Origin of the sequence: Actinoplanes sp. NPDC023714 (assembly GCF_040639855.1) — a bacterium.
Taxonomy (GTDB): Bacteria; Actinomycetota; Actinomycetes; order Mycobacteriales; family Micromonosporaceae; genus Actinoplanes.
On the sequence record NZ_JBFAAR010000003.1, the window covers coordinates 540,892 to 561,280 of the forward strand.

Genomic DNA, 20,389 nt, shown 5'->3' on the forward strand with positions numbered 1-20,389 from the left:
GGAGGCATCCCATGGCGTTCAACCTGCGCAACCGCAACTTCCTCAAGGAGATCGACTTCGAGCCGCGCGAGCTGCGGCACCTGCTGAACCTGGCCCAGGCGCTCAAGCTCGCCAAGTACGCCGGCACCGAGGTCAAGCACCTGGACGGCCGGGAGATCGCGCTGATCTTCGCGAAGACGTCCACCCGGACCCGGTCCGCCTTCGAGGTCGCCGCGTACGACCAGGGCGCGCACGTGACCTACCTCGACCCGTCCGGGTCGCAGCTGGGCCACAAGGAGTCCATCGCCGACACCGCCGCCGTGCTCGGCCGGATGTACGACGCCATCGAGTTCCGCGGCAGCGAGCAGGCCGACGTCGAGGAGCTCGCCGCGCACGCCGGCGTCCCGGTCTACAACGGGCTCACCAACGAGTGGCACCCCACCCAGATGCTCGCCGACTTCCTCACCATGCACGAGGCCAGCGGCAAGCCGTACGATCGCCTGACCTACGCCTATCTGGGCGACTGCCGCTACAACATGGGCCGCTCGCTGCTGGTCATGGGCGCGCTGATGGGCAGCGACGTCCGGCTCGCCGGTCCGGCCGAGCTGCACCCGCCCAAGGACGTCGTCGAGCTGGCCCAGGACATCGCCGGCCGCACCGGCGCCCGGATCACCCTGACCGACGACCCGGCCGCCGCGGTGGACGGTGCCGACTTCGTGCACACCGACGTCTGGGTCTCGATGGGCGAGTCCAAGGACGTCTGGAGCGAGCGGACCAAGGTGCTGGCGCCCTACCAGGTGAACGCCGCCCTGCTGGAGCGGTCCGGCAACCCGGCCGTGAAGTTCATGCACTGCCTGCCGGCGTTCCACGACGCCAACACGGTGGTCGGCGCCGAGATCATGCAGCACACCGGGATGACCTCCGGCATCGAGGTGACCGACGAGGTCTTCCGGTCGGCCGCCAGCATCGTCTTCGACCAGGCGGAGAACCGCCTCCACACGATCAAGGCGGTGCTGGTCGCGACCCTCGGCTGACCGGCTCAGTGCCGGAAGCCGCCGACGAGGGCGCTCAGCTCACCGGCCAGCCGGGTCAGGTCGGTGGCGGCGCGCTGGGTGGACCGGGCGCCCTCGGCGGTGTCGCCGGCGACGCGGGCGACGTGCGAGACCGTCTCGGCCACGGCGCTGCTGCTGGTCGCCGACTCGGCGACCGAGCGGCTCATCTCGCTGGTGGTGGCGGTCTGCTCCTCGACGGCCGAGGCGATCGTGGTGGTGTAGTCGCCGATCTGCGCGATCACGGTGGTGATCTCGCCGATGGCGTGCGCCGCGTCGGCGCTCGACGACTGGATCGCGGCGATCCGGGCGGTGATCTCCTCGGTCGCCTTGGCGGTCTGCTGGGCCAGCTCCTTCACCTCGCCGGCCACGACGGCGAAGCCCTTGCCGAGTTCGCCGGCCCGGGCCGCCTCGATGGTGGCGTTCAGGGCGAGCAGGTTGGTCTGCTCGGCGATGCTGGTGATCAGCCGGACCACGTCGCCGATCTCGGCGCTGGCCGCGCCGAGCTGACCGACCTGCTCGTCGGTGCGGGCGGCGACGGCGAGGCCCTGCTGGGCGACCTGCGCGGCCTGGGACGCGTTCGCGGCGATCTCGGTGATCGAGGCGCTCATCTGCTCGGCCCCGGCGGCGATCGACTGCACGCCGGCGTTGACGTCCGCGCTCGCGGCGGTGGCCGACTGCGCCCGGGCGGCGGCGTCCCCGGCGCCGGCCTGCAGCTGGGCGCTGACCGCGGTCAGCTCCTCGGAGGCCTGGGTCAGGGTGGCCGCCGACGCGCCGATCGTGGTGACGGTGCCGCGGAGATTCGTGACGGCGGTGTCCAGGGCGGCGCCCATCCGCCCGGGCTCGTCCCGGGAGACCAGCCCGGTCGTGCGGGTGAGGTCGCCGGTGGCGAGGCTCTCGCAGACGTCGCGTACCCGGCGCAGGGACCGCACGATGCCGCGGGCCACCAGTACCCCGAGGGTCACCGCGCCGGTCAGGCCGGTGCCGAGCAGGGCGACCGCGACGGTCCGGTTGGTGGCGTAGTCGCTCTCGGCGGCGGCGGCCGAGGTGGCGGCGTCGGCGCTCTCGGCGTCGTTGAGGTGCTGGACCTGCTCGTTGACGTCGGCCAGCAGCGGGGCGATCGCGGTGTCCCGGGTGGTCTGCCAGGCGTCCAGGTCGTTGCGGGCGCCGGCCGGCAGCTGCTCGTCCCGGACGATCCGCACGTAGTCCTGCCAGTCGGCCTCGAGTGCCGCGATGGCGGACTCCCCGATGGCCGGCTCGGTGGCCCGGTAGGCGGCGAAGGCCTCCTCGACGGCCCGCAGGTCGTCCTCGACGGCCTGGGCGTACCTCCGGTTGGCCGCCGGGTCCTCGGAGATCACCTGGTTGGCCTGGTTGAGCCGGACCATGCTCATCGCCCGGGCCAGGTCGCCGACGGCGTCGACGCTGGTGAGGTTGCTGCGATAGATCTTCTGCGCGGCCGCGCTGGAGTGCCGCAGGGCGGTCAGGCCGACGATGCCGACCGCCATGGCGACGGCGGCCGCGGTGAGCACCGCGATCAGAATCTTGACGCTGACGCTGAGATCGGCGAACGAGCGCGTACCGGTCACGACGTCATCCCCTCCCGGCGCGCGGCGTCCGATCGACCCCTCCTATGGCAAAGAGTAGTCTCGCCAGCACTTCGTGTGATCGGATTGCGCGGCAGGACGCGGGGCCGGATCAGGTGGGCAGGCTCGGGGCCGTCAGCACGTCCAGCAGGCCCGCGATCTCCAGCGTCCGCCGGGTGATCCCGACCGGCTCGGTCACCACGAACGACACCCCGCGCCGCCGGCAGGCCTCGCGGGACCGCAGCAGGGCGTGGATCCCGGAGGAGTCGCAGAACTCGACCCCGGCCGCCTCCACGACCAGGCTTCCCGGCGGCGGGCCGGCCAGGACCGCCGCGACGTGCTCGTCCAGATCCCCGGCGGTCGCCATGTCCAGGTCGCCGGTCAGGACGAGCCGGACCGTACCGGTGGTGGTGTCGTGACGCACGATCTTCATGCCTGCTCCGTCCTGGTCGTCCCGCTCGCCGGCACGCCGTCACCCGGGAAGGGCCGCAGCTCGGCGCGCACCCGCTTGCCGCCCTCGTACGACTGCACGAACCACCGCGTCGTCAGCGACTCGATGATCCGCAGTCCCAGGCCCCCGGTCCCGTCCGGCTCGCGGCGCCGCGGCACCACCGACGAGCCGTCCGCCACCGAGAGGGTCACCTGGCGCCCGTAGGCCTCGACGTCGACGACCACCGCGCCGCCGCCGTGCCGGACCGCGTTGGTGACCAGCTCACTGACCACGGTGGTCGCGTCGTCGAGCCAGGCCTGATCCCGCAGGCCCCATCCGCCGAGCACGGCCTTCACCGCGCTGCGCGCCCACCCCGGCGCGCTGCTGTCCAGCGGCAGGTCGAAGTGAGCCGTCAGAGCACTCATCGAGCACGTCACCGCCCCGTCATCCCGGCAACCTCGCCGGTCATTTTCCCTTCGATAGAATCGACATGCAAATCGACGCAACTGTGGGGTGCGCTGCCCTGGCGGAGGCGGCGCACCCCACAGTCTTCCCCCGGGACAGGTCAGGGAAGGTCGATCGGGCGCAGCACGCGGTCGATGCCGTGGGCGATCTGCTTGTTGCCCTTGTTGATGTCCCCGCGGTTCACCCGGGGGTTGCGGTCGGAACGGTCGGCGTCGACGAGGGCGATGCGCTTGTGCCAGCGCGGGCCGTACACATCGACCTTGATCTTGGATCCGGCCGCCGTGGTGAGCCGAGCGTTGTCGGACTTGAGCGCCGTCTTCTTGGTGATCGTGGCGCCCGGCACGACGTGGTAGAGCAGGACCGACTCGACGGTGTCGATGCCGAGGCCGGCGACCGCGGTGAACGCCGTCTTCTCGCCCGGCAGCTTCTTGGCCTTGGTGATGTCCTTGACGAGCAGCTGGAAGGCCCGGTCGTTCGGGAGGAAGGCGGTGAGTGCGGTCTTGCCGTCGGCGAGCACGGCCACCTTGCTGCCCGGCTTGGCCTTGAGCACGGCCTGCACGGCGGCGGTCAGGATGTCGTAGTCGTAGCCCCTGCGGTCGAATCCGCTCTTGTCCGCGGTCAGCACGGCGGCGAGCGACTTGGTCTTGAGCGGCTTCTTGCCGTGCGCGGCGGCCGGCGCAGCGGTGAGGGCGGAGGCCATGACGGCGGCGGTGGCCACGGCGGCGACCCGGGTGATCCTCATTCTCGTGCGTCCTTTCGAAGACGGGTTGGTGGCTGCGTCGCCACCAACCCGTACTTCGCTCCGGCCCCGCCGGATGGATGCACCTAATTCTCGAGAGTTCCCCGCAGCAGGCTCCGGCCGGAATGCGTGGCGTCGCCGTCGTGCGGCTCGTCGCTCACATCGACGAGCCGGAACCGGTTCAGATCCGTTCCGGCCGGCAGCGGCAGCGCGGCCTCCGTGCCGTCCGCCGCGAGACTGCCGAGGGCCACCATCTTCGCCGGATCATCCGGATCCAGCAGCCACACCTCATGAAAACCCGAGGTCAAAGGCAGATTGCGTACGTCGATGAGCACCTGCTGATCGGCGAGCACGCGGACGTCGCCGCCGGCCGAGGGCGGCACGGTCGCCAAGGGCTCGAGCGTCGCCCGGGCCGTCACCTCGGCGGCGGGCTGCCGCTCGGTGAGCCGCTCCACGGTGATCGTTCCCGCGACCGCGGCGATCGCGGCGGCGGCCGCGGCGAGGGCCGGGACCAGCCAGCGGGGGCGGCTCCGGCGCTTCTCCCGGTGCTCCCGCTTCCTTTCCAGGTCGGTCTTCCTTTCCCGGCCGGTCTTCCTTTCCAGGCCGGTCGTGACGGCGTCCTCCCGGATGCCGGCCTCGATGCTCTGCCAGAGGTGCTCCGGCGGTGGGGGCAGGTCGCGCAGATCGCCGGCCTCGGCGCCGAGGCCGGCGACGTGCCGCAGGGCCTCCACCTCGTCGTGGCAGGCGGCGCACTCCGCCAGGTGACCGGTTTCGGTCCCCTCCGGGGAATCCTCCGCGAGTGCTATCGCGATCATCCGATCAGGATCCAGGTGTTGCACCGTCCACCTCCCAACGGCGTCGCAGGGTCGCCATCCCGCGGCGGATATGGCTCTTGACCGTCCCGAGCGGCAACCCGGTGGCGGCCGCGATCTGGTGATGCGTGAGGTCGCCGAAGAACGCCAGTTCCAGTGTGCGCCGCTGCTCGGCCGGCAACCGGCTCAGCTCGTCGGCGATCAGCAGGCGGTCGGCGACCCGTTCCGGCGTCTCGGGTCCGGCCGGCGGCGACGCCTGGGCCCGTACCGTCTCGGTCACTCGCTCGTGGCGCGCCACGGACCGCAACCGATCCGCGGCCTTGCGCCGCGCGATACCGAGCAGCCACGCCAGCATCGTCCCGCGCTCCGGGTCGAACCCGTCCCGGCCGGTCCACGCCGCCACGAACGTCTGCTGGGTGACGTCCTCGGCGTCGGCCCGGTCGCCGAGCAGGCGCTGAGCCAGATAGAGCACGGCCGCGCCGTGCTGCTCGAAGGCCGCCCGCAACGCCGTCTCGTCGTCCCTCATCGACCTCCTTCCGAAAAAAGCTGCATCCATTCGCGGCCGTGGCGGCGAAGGACCTGGCGTAGGCAATCACGACGAACAGTTCAGGAGATCCGATGCGCATTCTGCCTCTCGGCCGCGCCGCCGCTGCCGGTGCGGTGTCCCTGCTCGCCTTCGGCGGTGTCGCGGCACTCGCCGGCTCACCCGCGTACGCCAAGGCGAACGCCCAGGTGACGGTCGTGCACGGCATCCCCGGCCAGCCCGTCGACGTCTACGTCAACGGCGAGAAGACCCTCCCGGACTTCCAGCCCGGCAAGGTGGCCGGACCGCTGAGCCTGCCGGCCGGCGACTACGACATCGCGCTGACCAAGCCGGGCGACGCGATCGGCGACGCGCTGCTCACCGTGAACGACGCCGCGGTGCCCGCCGACGCGAACGTCAGCCTCGTCGCGCACCTCGACGAGGGCGGCAAGCCGGCCCTCACGCCGTTCGTCAACGACACCGCGAAGCTGGACGCGGGCAAGGCCCGGCTGATCGTGCGGCACGCCGCGGCGGCCCCGGCCGTCGACGTCCGGGCCGGCGGCCAGCCGGTCTTCGAGGACGTGACCAACGGCGAGGAGGGCAAGGCCGACGTCGACGCCGGCACGGTCTCCGCCGACGTGGTGCTGGCCGGCACCGACGACCGGGTTCTCGGCCCGGCCGACCTGGACCTCGCCGAGGGAACCGCCACGGTCGTCTACGCGGTCGGCTCGGCCGAGGACGACTCCCTCGACATCGTCTCGCAGACCATCGACGGCCTGCACTCGGCGCCCGGCGGCGTCCCCAGCGGTGACGGCGGCCGCGCCGACGGCAACGGCGCGCTGCCCCTCTACGCGGCCGGCGCCCTCGGCGTCCTGCTCGCGGCGTTCGGCCTGACCCGGCTGGTCACCGCCCGTCGATGAGCATCTCCCCGTGGCAGGGCACGCCCCGGCGTGCCCTGCTCCTCATCGTCCTCGGGGTGACGCTGGCGGTGGCGGCCTTCGCGGTGGTGTCCCGGTCCCGGCCCGCTGACGACTTCGGCGCCGTGCCCGTCGCGGTTCCGGCCTCGGTCGCTCCCTCCGCTTCCTCCGCTGCTTCCCCCGCCGTTCCCGTGCGGGATGGTGCCCTTCCGGCCGCTTCCCGGGATGAAGGGCCGACCCGGCTGCGCATCCCCGCGCTCGACCTGGACGCGGCCGTCGACGCGGTGGGCATCGACGCCCGGACCGGCGACTTCGCGGTGCCGGCGAGCGTCGACCGGGTCGGCTGGTACCGCTTCGGCCCCGGCTTCGCCGCCCGGGCCGGCTCGATCGTCGTGGCCGGCCACGTGGACAGCGCCGCCGAGGGCGAAGGCGCATTCTTCCGGCTCGGCGCCCTCGAGGCGGGGGACCGGGTGACCCTCTCCGGACCCGGCGGCGAGACCCGCTCCTTCGAGGTGGTCGCCCGCGAGCGGTACCGCAAGACGGCGATCCCACTGGAGAGGTACTTCGCGCGCGACGGCGAGGTCCGGCTCACCCTGATCACCTGCGGCGGCCCGTTCGACGAGAAGACCCGGCACTACCGCGACAACGTCGTGGTCACCGCGACGGCCTGGCAGCCGCCGCAATAACGGCGTATGGTGTACGGAGTTTCTCGCCGACCCCGAGGAGTGCCGTGACCGCCCAGAACCCCCTCACCGCCGCCCCGTTCACCCCGACCGCCGACGACACCGCGAGCCTGATGGCCTGGTTCGACCGCTACGACGCCCTGGTCCGCCGCCACGACGTCGAAGCCATGGCCGACATGGCCCGCTTCCCGCTCACGGTGATGACCAGCGACTCCGCCGGGGAGTACGTCACCCAGCAGTGGGACCGCGCCACCTTCGTGCAGACCATGGACGCCGGCGCCGGCGATCTGAACCTGGACAATCAGCGCCGGCCGTTCTTCCTCAACCACGACATCGCCGTGGTCGTCACCGACACGACGGTCACCGCCGTCGGCGAGGAAGTGCGGCACATGCGCTACGTCGACGTGATGGCCAAGACCGGCGGCGAATGGCGCTTCACCAGCATGATCCAGGGAGGCTGGGGCGACATGCTGAAGCAGTACCTCGGCGCCTGACACGCTGCGGCCTGATTCCTCCGGCACGCCGGCCTGGCCGAGCTGAAGCTCTGGTCCACCAGGATCGCGGAGCGCTACACGGTCCCCATCGATGCTGGACAATGGCTTGCATGCGCGCCTACCGCGACCTGTTCGCCGTGCCCGAGGTGCCCCGCCTGCTCCTCGCCATCGTCACGACGCGGCTGGCCCCGCCGATGCTGACGCTCACGCTGCTGCTCGCCGTGGTCGACGCCGGGCGCCTGCCGACCGCGTTCGCCCTGGACGGCGTGCTCAACGAGGCCCTGTACGTCGGCGGTCCCGTACTCGTCTCCGCCCTGCTCCTGGTCACCGGCCCGATCGTGGTGCTGGCCGTGGTCGCGGCGATCCTGACGACCGGGGTGCTGCTGCTCGTCGCCACGCCCAGCCTGCGGCGCCGCCCGCCGGCCCGCACCGGCCTACGCCGCGACTACCTGGGCCCGCTCGCGACCGGCCAGGTACGCCTCATCCTCGCCGTGATCGTCCTGAGCGCGTTCACCTTCGGCACCGTGATGGTCGGCGGACCGGCCTCGGCCACCGCCGCCGGCTCCCCGCACGCGTCCGGCGTACTCATCGCCGCGCTCAGCGTCGGCTCGGTGGTCAGCGCCCTGATCTACGGCAGCCGCAGCCGCCGCGGCGCGCCCGGCCCGCAACTGGCCGTCACCCACCTCGCGGCGGCGCTCGTCCTCGCCGCCGCCGGCTGGGCCCCGGCCCTGCTCGCCCCGGCCGCCGCCGGTTGGGCCCCGGCTCCGCTCGCCCCGGCCGCCGCCGGCTGGGCCCCGGCTCCGCTCGCCTCGGCCGCCGCCGGCTGGGCGCCGGCCCTGCTCGTCCTGGCCCTGCTGCTGCTCGCGGCGGGCGCGGTGACCGGGCCGCAGGACACGCTGATCCAGGTGGTCCTCGGCGAGGCCGCCCCGGAACGTTTCCGCACCGAGGCGTTCGCCTGGATGGGCGCGTCGACGTGGGCCGGCTATGCGCTGGGGTCCGCCGCCGCGGGCCAGCTGATCGACCTCACCGGCGCGCCGGGCGCCGCCTTCCTCGCGGCCGCCGCCGTGGCCCTGCTGGCCGCGCCGCTGTCGCTGCTGGTGAGGCGGGCGGCGGCGGAGGAGCCGTCGCGGGCGCGGTGATGGCGCTCAGGGTCGGGTCGCCACGATCAGGGCCGTCGCGATCAGGGCGATGGTGAGCAGGGCATGGCTGATCAGCAGATACGCGAGCAACCGGCTCCCGGGCTCCAGCGTCCCGGCCCTCTCCGGCTCAGCCCTCCCCGGCTCAGCCCTCTCCCGCTCAGCCCTCTCCCGCTCAGCTCTCTCCGGCTCAGCTTTCTCCCGCGCGGCCCTCTCCGGCTCGGCCGCCGATCTTCGCGTGGGCGGCCGGTCGCGCCGGCGGCGGTTGCCGGTCCGGCTCGGCGGCATCTGCCGCGCCGACAGCATGCCCTCCTGCATCTCGACGCGCGCCGGCCCCATCTCCGCCGTGAAGCCGCTGCCGAGGGCGGCCGAGCTGACGTTGCGCACGTACCGGGCGACCGGACCGGGCACCAGCCGTGAGATCTCCCGGATGCCCTGCGCCAGCGACCCGAAGTCCTGCACCAGCTTGATCGTCGCGGCGATCACGATGACCACCTCGAGGGAGCCGGACCGCACGGTCAGTTCGGACACCTCCACGTCACCGGAGCCGAGGGCCTGCCGGCAGATCCCGGTCAGCTCCGCCTTGACGTTCGCCCGTTCGAGGGCGAACTCCTCGGCCGTCCAGGCCATGCCCTCAGCCGTGCCACCCCCGGTCGCCGCAACGACCAGGCCTTCCTGCGCCGGGGTCGCGGGAACCCGGGTCGCCCGCTGAAGGACGAGCGCCCTCATCCGGATCAGCACGATGGGACCCGTGATGGTCAGCTCGTCCGGCATGAGCCGAGGCTCCCGCGACGACGAGATCCTCTCAATCGGATGATCGGACGCCCGGCCTCAGTTCAGAGATGTACGACGATGGGCCGCCATCGTAGGGGGCTGTCAGTAGCGGAACGTCGCGACCAGGCCGCTCAGTTCGGTGGAGAGGCGGGCCAGTTCGCCGGTGGCCTCCTGGGAGCGGGCGGCGCCCTCGCTGGTGACGCGGGCGGCTTCGGCGACGCCGACGATGGTGCGGGCGATGTCGGAGGTGCCGCCGGCCGCCTCGGCGACGCTGCGGTTCATCTCGGCGGTGGTGGCGGTCTGCTCCTCGACGGCCGAGGCGATCGTGGTCTGGAAGTCGCTGATCCGCGCGATGACGCGGGAGATCTCCTCGATCGCGGTGATGGCGCCGGAGGTGTCGGCCTGGATCGTCTCGACCCGGCGGGAGATGTCCTCGGTGGCCCGGGCCGTCTCCTGGGCGAGGTCCTTCACCTCGGAGGCGACCACGGCGAAGCCCTTGCCGAGCTCGCCGGCGCGGGCCGCCTCGATGGTGGCGTTCAGCGCGAGCAGGTTGGTCTGCTCGGCGATCGCGGTGATCACCTTGATGACGTTGCCGATCTCCGCCGACGACTCGCCGAGCTTGCCCATGGTGTGCGAGGTCGTCGACGCCAGCCGTACCGCCTCGCCGGCCACCTGGGCGGCCTCGGTCGCGTTCTGCGAGATCTCCCGGATCGAGGTGCCCATCTCGTCGCCGCCGGCCGAGACCGTGCTGACGCTGCGGGAGACCTCCTCGGCGGCGGCCGACACGTGCTGCGCCTCGCCGGAGGTGCGCTCGGCGGAGGCGGCGATCTGCGCGGAGACGCCGGTCATCTGCTCGGTGGCGGCGGCCAGCGAGGAGGCGGAGCCGTCGATGGTGGCGACCGTGCCGCGCAGCCGGACCATCGCGGCGTCGAGCGCCCGGCCCATCTGACCGGGCTCGTCGGCGCCGGTCAGGCCACTGGTGCGGGTGAGATCGCCCTGGGCCAGGGCCTCGCACACCGTTTTGACGCGAGACAGCGAGCGTACGATGGCCGTCGCCACCACGACACCGATGGCCAGCGCGAGCACCAGCCCGGCGGTGAGCAGGACTATCGACAGTGTCCGCGACGACGAGGACTTCGACTGGGCCGAGGTGACGTTCGTCGACGCGTCCGCCGCCTCCGCCTCGGTCAGGGCGTCGACGGCCGCCATCATCTTCGTGACGATGGGCGCGATCTCCTGCTCGTTGACCGTGGTCCAGGTGTCGTAGTCGTTGGCGGTGGCGGCGTCCGCCTGCCGTTCCTCCACGACGTTCTGATAGTCCTGCCAGAGCTGTTCCAGCTCGGCCAGCACGGCGGGGTCGCCGGCGAACGTGCCGTCGCGGTAGTTGAAGATGGCGTCGTCGACGGCCTCGATGTCGGCGTCATGCGCCTTGTCGTACTTCTCGCTGGTCGCGTCGTCGGGCGCGATCGCTGCGGTGGCGACGTCGAGCCGGGTCTGCGTGATGGCCGCGCGGATCCGGCCCACCTGGTCGACGTTGACGACGTTGTTGTCGTAGATCGCCTGCGCCGAGTCGGCGGCCTTGTTCAGCGCCACGAGAGTGACCAGACCGACGACGAGCGCCACGAGGGTGGCGACGCCGATCGCAGCGAGGATCTTGACGCGCACGCTGAGGTCCCTGATCACCTCCTCACCGTACGAGCCGGTAACCGGATGCGAGGGAGTTTCAGGACACCGCGGCCAGCCGGTTGCGGCCCGATCGTTTCGCGACGTAGAGGTGCGCGTCGGCGCGGTCGTACAGGTCGCGGCCCGGCTCGCCGGCCCGGCACGCGGCCAGGCCCATGCTGAGGGTCACGGTGAGGCCCGGCACGATGGCGCTCCAGTCGCGGGCCTGGATCACCCGGCGGATGCGCTCGGCGATCTGCCGGGCCTCCTCCTCGCCGGTGTTCAGGAACATGGCGAACTCGTCGCCGCCGAACCGGATCGCCACCTCGCCGTGCCGGCAGTGCGCGCGCAGCACGCCGGCGATCTCGCCGAGGACCCGGTCGCCGACGCCGTGCGAGTAGCGGTCGTTGATGTCCTTGAAGTGGTCGACGTCGATGAGCAGCAGGGAGCCGCCGGCGACGACGGTGTCGATGCGGCGGTCGAACATCCGCCGGTTGCCGAGCCCGGTCAGCGCGTCCGAGGCGGCGGCCTGGTCGGCGCTGGTCCGGGCCGCCTCCAGCTCCACCCGGCGGTACGCCTGCCGCAGCATGGTGCGCCGGTCCAGCCGCAGCTGCCAGAGCGCCTCGACCTGCCCGTGCAGCGAGTCCAGCACGAGCTGGGTGGCCTCGTCCGGGAGCTCGCGCACCGCGGTGATCGCCAGCTCGTACTGGAACAGCAGCCGCTGCGATCGCAGCACGGCGAGTTCGAGGCCGGCCCGGAACTCGCGGCGGGCGGCCCGCCACGCGCCGCCGGCCCGCAGCGCCAGGCCGTGCGCCAGGTGCAGCAGCCGGGCCTCGTGGTGCTGACCGGCCGCCCGCATCGTCGGGAGCAGTTCCTCGGCGAGGGCGATCGTCTCCTCGTACCGGGCGGATTTGGCATGACAGACGGCGAGCAACGCGGCGCTGAGCGGGGAGTCGATGCCCTGTCCGATCCAGAAGTTCAGCACCGTCGCGCTCTTGGCGATCAGGGCGACCGCCTCCTCGGCGCGGCCCACCTGTTCCAGCCGGAGCGCCCACTCGAGCCACAGCTCGGTGTGGGTCAGCTCGGCGGCCGACCGATAGAGGTCATCCGGGTTCTCGAACGACGCGATCGACCGGCGCATGGCCTCGTCGGCGAGCTCGAACAGCTCGGCGCCGCGCGCGGCCTCGGCCAGCGAGGCCATCGCGGAGAAGTACCGCAGGCCCTTGCGCGGCGCCACGTCGAGCAGCGCCATGGCCCGCGCCACGTAGTGCAGGCCGTCGTCGATGCGACCGAGATGGATCAGCACCTCGGCGGTGTCCGCCAGGATCTTGGCGTCGGTCGCCTTCGGGCCGCCCAGCTCGCTCTGGTCGGCGATCAGGTCCTCGGCGATGCGCAGGGCCTCGTCGAGCCGGCCGAGCGCGCTCAGGGCGTACATCCGGCCCAGCCGGCTGACCCGGTGCGTGCGCCGGTCGCCGAGCATCAGGGTGATCGCCTCGGCCTCGTCCGCGGCGAGCAGCGTCTCCGTGTGGTGACCCCGGATGGTGAGGTCGTGCACGTGCAGCGCGAGCTGGGCGTGCGGGCCGTACGGAGAAACCAGCACCGGAAGCGACATGGCCCTAGGGTCGGCCCCCGCGGGACCGACATGAGCTACCTAAACCCTTTAGGTTTCAGCCTAAGGTATGTAGTCTCGGGAGCATGGCACGAGCGAACCTGACCCCGGCCGTGGTCGTCGCGGCGGCGGCCGACCTGGCCGACCGGGAGGGCGTCGACGCGATCACCCTGTCCGCGCTGGCCCGCGGGTTCGGGGTGCAGACCGCCAGCCTCTACTCGCACGTCCGGGACCGGGCCGCGCTGCTCGACGGTGTCCACGAGCTGGCCCTCGGCGAGCTCGCCGATCGGATCGCGGAGGGCATCGGCGGCCGCTCCGGGCGGGACGCGCTCGTCGCCCTGGCCGAGGCGCACCGCGACTACGCCGGCGCGTTCCCCGGACGCTGGGCCGTGCTGCTGCGCCCGGCCGCGGCGTCGACCGTCCGTTCGGCATCGGCCGGCCGGGTCGCCGCGCTCACCCTCGCGATGCTGCGGGGATACCACCTGCCGGAATCCGAGCTCGTGCACGCCACCCGTCTGCTCGCCGCCACCGTCAACGGCTTCCTGGCGCTCGAGGCCAACGGCAGCTTCGGCCATCGCGAGCCCTCCACCGACATCTCCTGGGGGCGTGCGCTGGACGCCCTCGACACCGTCTTCCGTTCCTGGGCATAGAGAGAAGAGATTTCTTGTGTACGCCGTAGCCGACCACATCCGCGGCGCCGCCGAACTCGAGGTCACCCCCCGAGGCGTCCGGCCGCACCGGCTGCCCGCATGGGTGCGTGAGCAGTTCCCGGACGGGCAACTTCTCGCGATGGAGAGCCAGCCCTCCGGCGTACGCATCGCCTTTCGCACGACGGCGACCACGGTGGAACTGGTGACCCATCCGACCCGGGTCGCCTACCCGGGCGCCGACCGGCCGCGCGGGCGCATCGACGTCTACGCCGACGGTGAGCTGGTGCTTCGTGACGTGCTCGGCGGCGGCGACCGGATCGAGGTCGACCTCGCCACCGGCGCGAGCACGTTCCATCCCGGCGAGCCGCACACCACCACGATCACCGGGCTGCCGGCCGGCCGGCGGCGGATCGAGATCTGGCTGCCGCACAACGAGAGCGTCGAGGTGGCCGATCTGCGGGCCGACGCCCCGATCGAGCCGGACGATGTGACGCTGCCGCTCTGGGTGCACCACGGCAGTTCGATCAGCCACGGCTCGAACGCGCTCGCGCCGAGCGGGATCTGGCCCGCCGTCGCCGCCCGCCGGGCCGGTGTCGAGCTGCGGAACCTCGGGTTCGGTGGCAGCGCCATGGTCGATCCGTTCGTGGCCCGGGTGATCCGGGACGGGCCGGCCGACTACATCAGCGTGAAGCTCGGCATCAACGTGGTGAATCTCGACGCCATGCGGCTCCGTGCGTTCGTGCCGGCCGTGCACGGCTTCCTCGACACGATCCGGGACGGTCATCCCGGCGTACCCCTGATCTTGATCTCTCCGATCTTCTGCGGCATCCATGAGGAGACGCCCGGACCGGGGGCGATCGACCCGGCCTCGATCGGCACGGGCCAGGTGCGTTTCACCGCGACCGGCACCCCCGGCGACGTGGCGCTGGGACGGCTGACGCTGCAGGTCATCCGGCGCGAGCTGCGGTCGCTGGCCGAGCGCCGGGCGGCCGACGAGAACCTCCACTATCTGGACGGCCTTCATCTGTACGGGCCGGAGGACGCCGCCGAGCTGCCACTGCTCGACGGTCTGCACCCGAGCCCCGAGGCGCACGAGCGCATCGGGACCCGGTTCGCTTCTGTCCTGGCTCAGAAGTCCGCTTCTCTTTAGTTCAGAAGTCGGAGCAGGGCGTTCAGTAGCGCGGCCAGGGCGCCCGCACCCGGGTTCTGGTCGAGCAGGTGGGTGATCGCGCAGAGCAGGTTGCCGAGCAGATTGCCGGGCGCCGACTCGGCGGTGATCGTGAGATGCACCCGGTTCAGGTCCACGACCAGGCCGAGCAGGTCCAGGTGCAGCGGGCCGAGTGTCAGGTCGAGGATCCGGCAGGTGGCCTGGGCCACGGCGACCGGCATGGCCACCGGCTGGCTCACCGTGCCGACGGTGTCGCCGGCCGCGTCGGTGAGCGTGCCGGTCAGGGTGCCGACGGCGACCAGGCCGCCGTCCCGCGCCGCGAAGCTCTCCGGCGTGAAGGTGCCGGCGAACGTGCCGGCGTCCTCGGTCGCACCGGTTATCGGGATGTTCAGGATGCCCGCGGCCGCTTGCGTGACGGGAGCGGCCGTGGCGGTGCCGGGCGCGGCGGCGGCCAGGCCGAGCGCGGTGATCAGCGCGATGAGGATGGTCGAGAGACGTTGCCGGTGTGTCATCGTTTCCTCCTTCGTCGGTTCCTCTCATCGACCTTCTTCGTTCGCGGAGATCGGTTGCAGTGAGCGCTGTCATCGATCGGCCTGACACGTGTCACAGGAGCCAGCCCGCGTCCTCCGCCACCCGGACCGCCTCCAGCCGGTTGCGGGCGCCGGTCTTGCGGAGGATCACCGAGATGTAGTTGCGCACCGTCCCGGCCGTGAGATGCAACGTCGCGGCGACCTCGGCCGACGGCATCCCGGACGCGGCGACGCTCAGCACGTCCCGCTCCCGCTCGGACAGCGGGCTGCGCGGCGCGGCCACCATGGCGACCGCCAGCCCGGCGTCGATGACGCGTTCGCCCCGGGCCAGGCGGCGGACGGCGTGCACCAGCTCAGCGGGCGCGGCCTGCGTACCGATCACGCCGCTCGGCGTCTCCCTCTCCCGCGAGCCGTCCAGCGCGCGGCGCAGCTGAGGCGCCGTATCCGGGCAGGCCACCGCCAGCGTGGCGCAGGCCGGATGCTCCACGCAGTACCGGCGGAACAGCTCAAGACCATCGCCGGCCATCAGCCCCGCGTTGACGATCGCGACATCCGGCGGCGGCACGGCACGGGCCATGACGGCCGCCTCGGCGAGACAGCCGGCTTCGCCCGCCACGGCGAAGTCCTCCTCCAACGACAAAGTAGCGGCCAGAGCGCCGCGCAGCAGATTCATGGGTTCGACGAGCAGAATGCGGATCACGATGGCCTCCCAGCCAGATTCGAAGCTTCGCGGTGGGATCGCCGGCCCTGATCCGGCCTCGAGGACCGATGCGGATTGTGGGGCCGGCGGGCCGGTCGCCGGGTCGGTACACCGGCGACGGCCCGATCTCGAACCGCGTACTTCAGCTGGGAGGGCCGCTGTACCGGACCGTGCGTCCGGAGCTGCTCGCATTCGCGGGCAGGGCGGCGGAGGTGGCCGGGATGTCGGGCCACCAGGAACTCGGGACGGTGCCGAGCGGGGGAGAGGCGCCACTGCCGGCGTCGCGGAGATGGCCGGCGCCGGCGGATTGCTCGCCCGGAGGTGGTGGCGTCCGGGGATGCGGCGTGCGGGAGGGGGTCGCGTGCGAGGACGTCGCATGCGAGTTTACCGGCATAACGGATTTATCCGAAATGTCGGGTGTGGAAGAGAGGAGGAGCGCGAGTCGCGGGTTGAGGGCTGCGGTCGCCAGGCCACGGACCTGGGGCAGCGTGGCTGATGTGGCCGCCGGCTCGCGGATCTCGGGCGGCGTGGGGATCGCCGGGCCGCGGATCTCGGGCGTGGTTGGCGTGGGGATCGCCGGGCTGCGGATCTCGGGCAGTGCCAGTGGTTCGGTGAGGAATGCCGGTAGGGATGCGGCCGATGGTGCTTTCGGCGGCGATGCCATCTGTTCGGCGAGGTGTGACACCACCGCGTCGACGGGCGCCTCGGGAAGGGATGCCACGATGTCCTGCGGCTTCGGATCCGGCAGCTCGGGTGCGGCAGGGAGCGACTTCGCCGTGGCGGTGACGGTGCGGCGAGTGGTCTTCTCGGTGTGCGTGACCTTTCGCGACGTGGTGCGCATCTTGTGGCCGACTGCCTTGGGTGCGACGCGCTGGAGCTTGGGCTTCGAGGGCTTCACCTTGCGCGCCACGGCCTTCGCGGACTCACCTTTGCGCGGTGAGGCTTCGGGCGACGCTTTGCGTGCCGAGGGCTTCGGCGACTCCGTGCGCGCCGTGGGCTCGGCGGGAACGACCTTGCGAGTGGAATCGGAGACCTCGGAAGCGACCTCGGGAACGGCGTCGGAGGCGACCTCCGTCAGTGGGGTGCCCTCGCCGGCCCGCGCTGCCGGCTGATCCAGGGCGCTCAGCGCGAAGTACGCGCCGGCGACCAGGCCGATCAGCAGCAGCAGGCGGGCGCAGCGGGCGACCACGAGCCGAGCCATCGAAACCCATCTACCCCGAAAGGGGTCAGCGCATGCCCAGCGCGGCGTAGATGATGCCGTCCGCGACGGTCATCTGCCCCGAGCCCTTGGCGTCGGTTGAGTTCACCGAGTAGACGAGGCGGAAGCTGCCGTCGCGGCTGCCGCCGATCGCGCTGGAATAGCCGTACCGGGCTCCGGACTTCGCCCACAGGACCTCGCCGGTCGGCAGCGTGGTCGCCTCGAGGCCGGCGCTGTGGGTGGCACCGGGTACCGGCGGCAGCGTGAACATCTCGTCGAGCTGGGCGGCGGGCAGTAGTCGGCCGGCGAAGAGCGCGGCCGTGAAGGTGTCCAGGTCGGCCAGGGTGGAGATGATGTCGCCGGCGGCCGGGGTGAGGGTCTGGCTCCAGTTCGTCACGTCGACGAGCGTCCCGCCGACGGTCTGGTATCCGTGCGCGTGCGGTCCGCGGATCGTCGGGTCGGCGCCGGGCACGTACGTGTCGCGCAGCCGCAGCGGGCCGGCGATCCGGCGCTGGATCTCGGTGGCGTACGCATGCCCGGTGACCTTCTCGATCAACCGGCCGGCGACGATGTAGCCCATGTTCGTGTAGTGCTGCTCGTCGCCGGGCGCGAACTCGCGCGGGTTGCGCAGCGCCAGCCGGACGATCCGTTCCGGCGTCCAGACGTCGTAGCGGTGTGCCAGCGCCCATTCGATGTCGTCCGGCAGGGCAGGGCTGGGCAGGCCGCTGGTGTGGTTCAGCAGCTGCCGGACGGTCACGCCGGCGTACTCGGCGGGCAGCAGCCGGGGCAGGTGAGTGCGGACGGAGTCGTCGAGGCTGAGCCGGCCCTCGGCGGCGAGCTGGAGGACGACGGTGGCGGTGAAGACCTTCGTGACACTGCCGACCCGGAACCGCGCGTCCGCCGGGACCGGCGCTCCGGTGCGCAGGTCGGCGACCCCGGACGTGCCCGTCCAGCAGCCCTTCGCCGTCGTGACCCGTACCTGCGCCGCGGTGGCCTCGGCGTTCGGCAGCCCGGCCATCGCCTGACGCATGCCGGCCGCGTCGATCCCATCGCCGGCACAGACGACAGCAGCAGGAGGAGCGGCCGCGACCGGCGACGCGACCGTGACGGCGGCGAGCGCGGCGACGATCGGGAACAAGAAGATCTTCATGACGATCACCCTGCCGGGGTGACGGGATCCGGACATCCGGGTCGCGACCCCCGCAGAACCCTGACCGTCCACTTAGGGGGTCTGGATCAGCCCGTCGCCGACGTCCGGCGCCGCCTCGGAACCCGGCCGGACGATCTCCGCCCGCACCGCGTGCATCGCCAGCGACCCGTCCAGGATCTCCTCGGCGAAGTGGCAGGCCACCCGCTGCCCCGAGTCGTCGAACACCCGCAGCGGCGGGCGTTCCGATTCACAGCGGCTCTGCGACCAGGGACACCGGGTACGGAACCGGCATCCGCTCGGCGGCGCCGCGGGCGACGGCAGATCGCCGGCCAGCAGGATGCGTTCGCGCTGATCCTCCACGTACGGGTCGGGGATGGGCACGGCGGAGAGCAGGGCCTTCGTGTACGGGTGCAGCGGCCGCGAGTACAGCAGGTCGCCGTCCGCCTCCTCGACCAGCGCCCCCAGGTACATCACGCCGATGGTGTCCGAGATGTGCCGGACCACCGCGAGGTCGTGCGCGATCACGAGGTAGGTCAGCCCGAGCGACTCCTGCAGGTCGCCGAGGAGGTTGACGACCTGGGCCTGGATCGACACGTCGAGGGCGGACACCGGCTCGTCGGCCACGATCAGTTCGGGGCCGAGGACCAGGGCGCGAGCGATGCCGATCCGCTGGCGCTGGCCGCCGGAGAACTCGTGCGGGTACTTCGACAGCGCCGAGGCGGGCAGGCCCACCGCGTCGAGCGTGGACCGGAGCTTCGCTCGTACCCCCGCCTTGTCCTTATGAAGGTTGTGGGCCCGGAGACCCTCGAGGAGCAGGGACTCCACCGACTGGCGGGGATCGAGGCTGGACATCGGGTCCTGGAAGACCATCTGGATGCGTTGCCGGAACAGCCGCATCTGTTCGCCCTTGAGCGCGCGGACGTCGGTGCCGTCGAAGATGATCCTTCCGCCGGTCGGCTCGACCAGGCGCAGCAGCCCGCGGCCCAGCGTCGACTTGCCGCAGCCGGACTCGCCGACCAGGCCGTAGGTCTCGCCGCGCCGGATGGTCAGGGAGACGCCGTCGACGGCATAGACGTAACCGAGCGTCCGGTCGAAGAGCAGTCCGCTTTTGATCGGGAAGTGGACCTTCAGGTCGTCGATCTCGACGAGCGTCACGCGGGCACCTCCTGAGGCACGGGGTTGGTGCACCGCAGCGCGCCGTCGCGGCGGCGGGTGGCGACGAGCGGGACCGTCCCGCCGATGCAGTCGTCGATCACCCGGTCGCAGCGCGGGGCGAAGGCGCACCCCTCCGACCAGGGAATGTTGTCGCTGACCGAGCCGCGGATCTGGTGCAGACGCCCGCCGCGATCGGCATCCAGGCGAGGGACCGACTGCAGAAGACCATATGTGTACGGGTGGCGCGGCTCGGCGAACAGATCGTGGCGGACGGCGCGCTCGACCACCTTGCCGGCGTAGAGGACGTTGACGGTGTCGCAGAGTCCCGCCACCACGCCGAGGTCGTGAGTGATCATCACGAGGGCCGTGCCGGACCGGTCGACCAGGTCCTTGAGGAGCGTGAGGATCTGCGCCTGGATGGTCACGTCGAGGGCCGTGGTCGGCTCGTCGGCGATCAGCAGCCGGGGCCGGCAGGCCAGCGCGATGGCGATCAGCGCCCGTTGCCGCATGCCGCCGGAGAGCTGGTGCGGGAACTCCTTGAGCCGCCGTCCCGGGTCGGGGATGCCGACCGCGTCGAGCAGGCCGGCGGCCTCGCGCAACGCCGCCTGCCGGGTGCGGCCCCGGTGGCGTTCGAGGACCTCGGCGACCTGGAGGCCGAGCGGGATGACCGGGTTGAGCGACGACAGGGGGTCCTGGAAGATCATGCCGATGTCCCGGCCGCGCCGATCCCGCAGATCCTGCGGCCGCAGCTGGAGCAGATCGGCCTCCTCGAAGAGGATCTCGCCGGTGACCCGGTTGCCGCGGCGGGGGAGCAGCCCCATGATCGCCAGGCTGGTCACCGACTTGCCGCAGCCGGACTCGCCGACCAGCCCGACCGTCTGGCCGGGCTCCACGGTGAAGCTGACGCCGTCCACCGCGGTGAAGGGCGCGGCGCCCCGGCGCTGGAAGACGACGGAGAGGTCGCGGACGTCGAGAAGGGGCAT

22 protein-coding genes are annotated in these 20,389 nt (G+C 72.1%); 7 read left to right on the forward strand and 15 right to left on the reverse strand.

Features of this window, described 5'->3' with window-relative positions; genetic code table 11:
* The first annotated feature begins 11 nt into the window (after window positions 1-11).
* Window positions 12-1,013, forward strand: coding sequence for an ornithine carbamoyltransferase (gene argF, locus AB0G10_RS17835; protein ID WP_360922199.1), 1,002 nt, complete (start codon window positions 12-14; stop codon window positions 1,011-1,013).
* Window positions 1,014-1,018: 5 nt separating this feature from the next.
* Here argF and AB0G10_RS17840 read toward each other — a convergent pair whose 3' ends face one another.
* From AB0G10_RS17840 to AB0G10_RS17865, 6 genes are all read right to left on the reverse strand, one after another.
* Window positions 1,019-2,614 carry a methyl-accepting chemotaxis protein gene (locus AB0G10_RS17840; protein WP_360922202.1) on the reverse strand — a complete coding sequence of 532 codons (1,596 nt, stop codon included), beginning with the start codon at window positions 2,612-2,614 and terminating at the stop codon, window positions 1,019-1,021.
* A 109-nt stretch (window positions 2,615-2,723) separates the two neighbouring features.
* Window positions 2,724-3,044, reverse strand: coding sequence for an STAS domain-containing protein (locus tag AB0G10_RS17845; RefSeq protein WP_360922204.1), 321 nt, complete (start codon window positions 3,042-3,044; stop codon window positions 2,724-2,726).
* Entirely contained in the window at window positions 3,041-3,466 is a 426-nt protein-coding gene (locus AB0G10_RS17850; RefSeq protein WP_360922207.1) for an ATP-binding protein, read from the reverse strand. Before AB0G10_RS17850 ends, AB0G10_RS17845 begins: the two co-directional genes overlap by 4 nt.
* A 140-nt stretch (window positions 3,467-3,606) precedes the next feature.
* Entirely contained in the window at window positions 3,607-4,248 is a 642-nt protein-coding gene (locus AB0G10_RS17855) for a fasciclin domain-containing protein (protein WP_360922210.1), read from the reverse strand.
* An 83-nt stretch (window positions 4,249-4,331) separates the two neighbouring features.
* A complete protein-coding gene (locus tag AB0G10_RS17860; protein WP_360922213.1) occupies window positions 4,332-5,060 on the reverse strand; it encodes an anti-sigma factor in 729 nt (242 codons plus the stop codon).
* A 4-nt stretch (window positions 5,061-5,064) separates the two neighbouring features.
* Window positions 5,065-5,583 (reverse strand): sigma-70 family RNA polymerase sigma factor, encoded by a 519-nt coding sequence (locus tag AB0G10_RS17865; protein ID WP_360922216.1) that lies wholly within the window; start codon window positions 5,581-5,583, stop codon window positions 5,065-5,067.
* Window positions 5,584-5,675: 92 nt separating this feature from the next.
* Here AB0G10_RS17865 and AB0G10_RS17870 point away from each other — a divergent pair, with 92 nt between their 5' ends.
* From AB0G10_RS17870 to AB0G10_RS17885, 4 genes are all read left to right on the forward strand, one after another.
* A complete protein-coding gene (locus AB0G10_RS17870) occupies window positions 5,676-6,500 on the forward strand; it encodes a DUF4397 domain-containing protein (protein ID WP_360922219.1) in 825 nt (274 codons plus the stop codon).
* Complete coding sequence (locus tag AB0G10_RS17875) at window positions 6,497-7,183, forward strand: class F sortase (protein ID WP_360922221.1); 687 nt, start codon at window positions 6,497-6,499, stop codon at window positions 7,181-7,183. Before AB0G10_RS17870 ends, AB0G10_RS17875 begins: the two co-directional genes overlap by 4 nt.
* A gap of 44 nt (window positions 7,184-7,227) precedes the next feature.
* Window positions 7,228-7,674, forward strand: a complete 447-nt coding sequence (locus tag AB0G10_RS17880) for a DUF4440 domain-containing protein (RefSeq protein ID WP_360922224.1) — start codon at window positions 7,228-7,230, stop codon at window positions 7,672-7,674.
* A 110-nt stretch (window positions 7,675-7,784) separates the two neighbouring features.
* Window positions 7,785-8,813: a hypothetical protein gene (locus tag AB0G10_RS17885; protein ID WP_360922227.1), complete on the forward strand. Its 1,029-nt coding sequence runs from the start codon at window positions 7,785-7,787 to the stop codon at window positions 8,811-8,813.
* A 6-nt stretch (window positions 8,814-8,819) separates the two neighbouring features.
* On the opposite strand, the gene AB0G10_RS17890 is transcribed toward AB0G10_RS17885, so the two are convergent.
* From AB0G10_RS17890 to AB0G10_RS17900, 3 genes are all read right to left on the reverse strand, one after another.
* Window positions 8,820-9,584: a hypothetical protein gene (locus AB0G10_RS17890; protein ID WP_360922230.1), complete on the reverse strand. Its 765-nt coding sequence runs from the start codon at window positions 9,582-9,584 to the stop codon at window positions 8,820-8,822.
* Window positions 9,585-9,686: 102 nt separating this feature from the next.
* On the reverse strand, window positions 9,687-11,267 hold the full coding sequence (locus AB0G10_RS17895) for a methyl-accepting chemotaxis protein (RefSeq protein WP_360922233.1): 1,581 nt from the start codon (window positions 11,265-11,267) through the stop codon (window positions 9,687-9,689).
* A 40-nt stretch (window positions 11,268-11,307) separates the two neighbouring features.
* The gene (locus AB0G10_RS17900; protein WP_360922236.1) at window positions 11,308-12,858 is read right to left on the reverse strand and encodes a GGDEF domain-containing protein; all 1,551 of its coding nucleotides are present in this window, start codon (window positions 12,856-12,858) and stop codon (window positions 11,308-11,310) included.
* An 83-nt stretch (window positions 12,859-12,941) separates the two neighbouring features.
* Between AB0G10_RS17900 and AB0G10_RS17905 the strand changes: the two genes are divergently transcribed.
* Both AB0G10_RS17905 and AB0G10_RS17910 read left to right on the forward strand, forming a co-directional pair.
* Window positions 12,942-13,505: a WHG domain-containing protein gene (locus AB0G10_RS17905; protein ID WP_360922239.1), complete on the forward strand. Its 564-nt coding sequence runs from the start codon at window positions 12,942-12,944 to the stop codon at window positions 13,503-13,505.
* Window positions 13,506-13,521: 16 nt separating this feature from the next.
* Window positions 13,522-14,655, forward strand: a complete 1,134-nt coding sequence (locus AB0G10_RS17910) for a GDSL-type esterase/lipase family protein (RefSeq protein ID WP_360922242.1) — start codon at window positions 13,522-13,524, stop codon at window positions 14,653-14,655.
* On the opposite strand, the gene AB0G10_RS17915 is transcribed toward AB0G10_RS17910, so the two are convergent.
* The 6 genes from AB0G10_RS17915 to AB0G10_RS17940 form a co-directional block, all read right to left on the reverse strand.
* Complete coding sequence (locus AB0G10_RS17915) at window positions 14,652-15,185, reverse strand: hypothetical protein (protein ID WP_360922245.1); 534 nt, start codon at window positions 15,183-15,185, stop codon at window positions 14,652-14,654. The two genes, AB0G10_RS17910 and AB0G10_RS17915, sit on opposite strands and share 4 nt — an antisense overlap.
* A 91-nt stretch (window positions 15,186-15,276) precedes the next feature.
* The gene (locus tag AB0G10_RS17920; protein WP_360922248.1) at window positions 15,277-15,903 is read right to left on the reverse strand and encodes a response regulator transcription factor; all 627 of its coding nucleotides are present in this window, start codon (window positions 15,901-15,903) and stop codon (window positions 15,277-15,279) included.
* Window positions 15,904-16,045: 142 nt separating this feature from the next.
* Window positions 16,046-17,104, reverse strand: a complete 1,059-nt coding sequence (locus AB0G10_RS17925) for a hypothetical protein (RefSeq protein WP_360922251.1) — start codon at window positions 17,102-17,104, stop codon at window positions 16,046-16,048.
* Between the two features lie 25 nt (window positions 17,105-17,129).
* Window positions 17,130-18,251: a serine hydrolase domain-containing protein gene (locus tag AB0G10_RS17930; protein WP_360922254.1), complete on the reverse strand. Its 1,122-nt coding sequence runs from the start codon at window positions 18,249-18,251 to the stop codon at window positions 17,130-17,132.
* A 72-nt stretch (window positions 18,252-18,323) separates the two neighbouring features.
* Window positions 18,324-19,406, reverse strand: coding sequence for an oligopeptide/dipeptide ABC transporter ATP-binding protein (locus tag AB0G10_RS17935; protein ID WP_360922257.1), 1,083 nt, complete (start codon window positions 19,404-19,406; stop codon window positions 18,324-18,326).
* Window positions 19,403-20,389 (reverse strand): ABC transporter ATP-binding protein, encoded by a 987-nt coding sequence (locus AB0G10_RS17940; protein WP_360922260.1) that lies wholly within the window; start codon window positions 20,387-20,389, stop codon window positions 19,403-19,405. Before AB0G10_RS17940 ends, AB0G10_RS17935 begins: the two co-directional genes overlap by 4 nt.